The organism is Pedobacter heparinus, assembly GCF_032678725.1.
GTDB classification, from domain to species: domain Bacteria; phylum Bacteroidota; class Bacteroidia; order Sphingobacteriales; family Sphingobacteriaceae; genus Pedobacter; species Pedobacter heparinus_A.
On sequence record NZ_JAVTSC010000035.1, the window covers coordinates 1 to 2,803 of the forward strand.

General features: G+C 36.7%; 6 protein-coding genes and 2 pseudogenes. 7 read left to right on the top strand and 1 reads right to left on the bottom strand.

Features of this window, described 5'->3' with window-relative positions; all coding sequences use genetic code 11:
* A partial coding sequence (locus R2Q85_RS24390; protein WP_316814422.1) for a hypothetical protein occupies positions 1–273 on the top strand: 273 nt, incomplete at its 5' end.
* Between the two features lie 8 nt (positions 274–281).
* On the opposite strand, the gene R2Q85_RS24395 is transcribed toward R2Q85_RS24390, so the two are convergent.
* Positions 282–566, bottom strand: coding sequence for a hypothetical protein (locus R2Q85_RS24395; protein ID WP_316814423.1), 285 nt, complete (start codon positions 564–566; stop codon positions 282–284).
* 263 nt (positions 567–829) lie between these two features.
* Between R2Q85_RS24395 and R2Q85_RS24400 the strand changes: the two genes are divergently transcribed.
* The 6 genes and pseudogenes from R2Q85_RS24400 to R2Q85_RS24425 all read left to right on the top strand — a co-directional run.
* Positions 830–1,114: an immunity 53 family protein gene (locus R2Q85_RS24400; protein ID WP_316814424.1), complete on the top strand. Its 285-nt coding sequence runs from the start codon at positions 830–832 to the stop codon at positions 1,112–1,114.
* Between the two features lie 299 nt (positions 1,115–1,413).
* A pseudogene (locus R2Q85_RS24405) lies at positions 1,414–1,781 on the top strand (DUF1016 N-terminal domain-containing protein).
* Positions 1,782–1,797: 16 nt separating this feature from the next.
* A pseudogene (locus R2Q85_RS24410) lies at positions 1,798–1,941 on the top strand (PDDEXK nuclease domain-containing protein); the annotation flags it as partial.
* Positions 1,942–1,992: 51 nt separating this feature from the next.
* Entirely contained in the window at positions 1,993–2,133 is a 141-nt protein-coding gene (locus R2Q85_RS24415; RefSeq protein ID WP_316814425.1) for a hypothetical protein, read from the top strand.
* A gap of 2 nt (positions 2,134–2,135) precedes the next feature.
* Positions 2,136–2,564, top strand: a complete 429-nt coding sequence (locus R2Q85_RS24420; RefSeq protein WP_316814426.1) for a hypothetical protein — start codon at positions 2,136–2,138, stop codon at positions 2,562–2,564.
* A gap of 46 nt (positions 2,565–2,610) precedes the next feature.
* Positions 2,611–2,803, top strand: a 193-nt coding sequence (locus R2Q85_RS24425; protein WP_316814427.1) for a hypothetical protein, incomplete at its 3' end; no start/stop codon positions are given.

Genomic DNA, 2,803 nt, shown 5'->3' on the forward strand with positions numbered 1-2,803 from the left:
ATTGATAAAAATGATCAAATTAAGCCTGTATCTGCATACCTAAATGATGATTTTCCGTCTTCCTTAGAACTAATTTCCATGTTAGAGAATGGGCTTAAAAGCGGGGTCAAAAATGGGGATTATAAGATTGCAGTCCTGGTGATTGATGTTACTATTAAGGAAAATAATATCAGTACCGATGCAATCGAACTGCGCTTTTTTCAGCCGAATAATATAGAAGAAAAACAATATATAGAATATATAACTCATGGCAGCTATATTGAATTTGTGTAATACAAAGTTTAGCCAACACGCACAATTTTAACCAGCGCAGCAAGCTCTTCCTTCTCATAACCAGCCTGAACTGCTTTTTTCAGCATAAGACTTATATTTTCATGAAAGGTATAGTCTATCCCACTGTCTTTCATGGCGGTCGAAATACGTGCTGTTGCCGCAGCACTTATGGATAACGGGCTTTGACTGATGGTATAATCACCACTATGGGTCACATCAAGCTCATGTTTAAAGAATTCCGTAAACCCCGGTGTAATTTCGGCAATAATATCTCGATAATTGCCCAGGTCCATAAGGCTGAAGCCGCCGAAATTTTAGCCCCCAGATATTTAATGTTTTCACCTAAAATTTTCATCAGACTTTCCTGCTCTTCAAAAACTGGTTCCGCACCCGATAGCAAAATCGTAGCAGTTAACCAGCCTTACTATAGAGGAAATTCAAGCCTTATTATATTTTACACTCAATTGTAAAGCCCTTTTTAGGTTCAATTATTTTAGCAATTGTATTTGCATTATAGTTTTTAGTTGTATAATTATCGAATCAATAATTAAACGATATGAATATAAGCGAATGGTTGGCTGATTGGTACAAATCAGAATGTAATGGAGATTGGGAACATACTTATGGAATTCAAATAGGTACAATAGATAATCCTGGTTGGTCATTGAGGGTGGATTTGTTGGAAACTCGCTATGAAGGAAAAAAGATGTCAATGAAAGTGCTTAATAGTGATGAGGATTGGTATGACGTTACTTCAAACGGAGAATTTTTTACTGCTGTTGGAGATGCTTCTAAGCTTCAGCTCTTGATAACTCTTTTTAAAGAATTTATAGAGAAATAATAAATTACGCTAACATTTAATATGTCTAACCGCCTATCATTAGTCCCCACTAAAGAATGAGCCTTTTTGCCTTTAATCAATAAACTAGTATAGAATTTGGGTAAAAAACAACTGTAGATAGATAATTATTATCCTTTGGGATAGAGATTAATCGGAAGGTCACTTCTCCTTAACTAATTACACCTATAACGGTAAAGAGTTTCAGGAAGAGCTTGGACAGTTTGACTATGCGTAAGGTTTTGCCTTGATGATAGGAAGGAAAAGACCGGGCTGATTACGGAAAGTTTCTTGTCAAGCATATAGCCGATTCGCTTGAACCAGAATTTGGCACTGGATATTCAAGAAGACAAATAGAGCTATTCAGGCAATTCTACCGAGTATTTCCAATGCGAACGCAGTGCGTTCGCAATTGAGCTGGGCGCATTATAGATTCCTTATTCGACTGGATTCGCAGAATAAAATTGAGTTTTATATTGCTGAAACAGTAAAGAATAACTGGTCTGCACGCCAGTTAGAAAGACAAATCAACAGCAGCCTTTTCGAACGGCTTTTAATGAGCAATGATCAGGACGCTGTTCTGGCCGTAGCAAATCAGGAACAACAACCTACCGACGCCAAACAGATCATTAAAGATCCAATGTATCTCGAATTCCTTGGCCTAAAATGAGTCTTCTTACTACGAAAAGGACCTGGAATCTGCCATCATCACTCACCTACAGGAATTCCTGCTCGAACTTGGAAACGGATTTTCATTTGTTGCCAGGCAAAAAAGAATACATATCGGTGGTGATGATTTTTACTGCGACCTGGTATTATATAACAGATTACTTTCCTGCTTTAATCCTACCTTGGGAACTGTTATCAAGAGTTTAGGTACTATGAAGGATAAGAGATGGTTTGGTTGGAGTAAAATGCAGTATAGTCATGAAGCATTAGATGGGTCTAAAACAACTATTCATTATGTTGGCAAATTTGCTGGTGATGTATTAAAGGCTGTTGATGATTTTAAATTTAAATAGAGATGAAAGTAAAATGTTTATATAAAACCGGGTTGGATTTACGTCCTTATGAGAACAAGCCATTATTAAATGAACAATTTGGACGTTTTGGTGCAAGTGGCAATTCCATATATGGGGAAATAACTATAGGACGGGAATATTTAGTAATGGGGATTGTTGTTTTTGAAAACTATCAAGGCTACTTAGTTGATGAAGGATTGATTTCTGTATGTCCTTGCCAATTGTTTGAAATTACTGATGAAAAGGCAAGCGCCAATTGGCATGTTCGAACGATTGGGAAAGATGAAGATATTTATCCTTATATACAAATGGTGATTGGTTACCCCGAGTTCTGTTCTGATAAATTGGCTTACGCTAAGCTAATTGTGGAAAAAGAAGAGGAAGCACAGCGGATTTATTTCAAACGGAAAATCGAATTAGAACAGGAGTGATAATAAATACCTAATGGAATTGTGAAGCACACTCCCTAAAAATCCCTTGGATCAACTTGTCCAGGGGACTATAGCGGGCTATAATAATGCGAAAAATAAAATTTCTAGCGTCACTAAAGAAACTTTAGTTAGTGTAAAAGACGCTGCAAATGAAGGTCAAAAGTGGGTTAAGGCGAATAAGAATGATATTTTGAAAGTTACTGAGGAAATTAAAACAGCAGGAGATCATATGACAAAAG

What these genes read in the sequence shown, in the direction of transcription:
- R2Q85_RS24395 (WP_316814423.1), bottom strand. Translation starts at nt 566, where the DNA reads ATGGACCTGGGCAATTATCGAGATATTATTGCCGAAATTACACCGGGG.
- R2Q85_RS24415 (WP_316814425.1), top strand. Translation starts at nt 1,993, where the DNA reads ATGAAGGATAAGAGATGGTTTGGTTGGAGTAAAATGCAGTATAGTCAT.
- R2Q85_RS24400 (WP_316814424.1), top strand. Translation starts at nt 830, where the DNA reads ATGAATATAAGCGAATGGTTGGCTGATTGGTACAAATCAGAATGTAAT.
- R2Q85_RS24420 (WP_316814426.1), top strand. Translation starts at nt 2,136, where the DNA reads ATGAAAGTAAAATGTTTATATAAAACCGGGTTGGATTTACGTCCTTAT.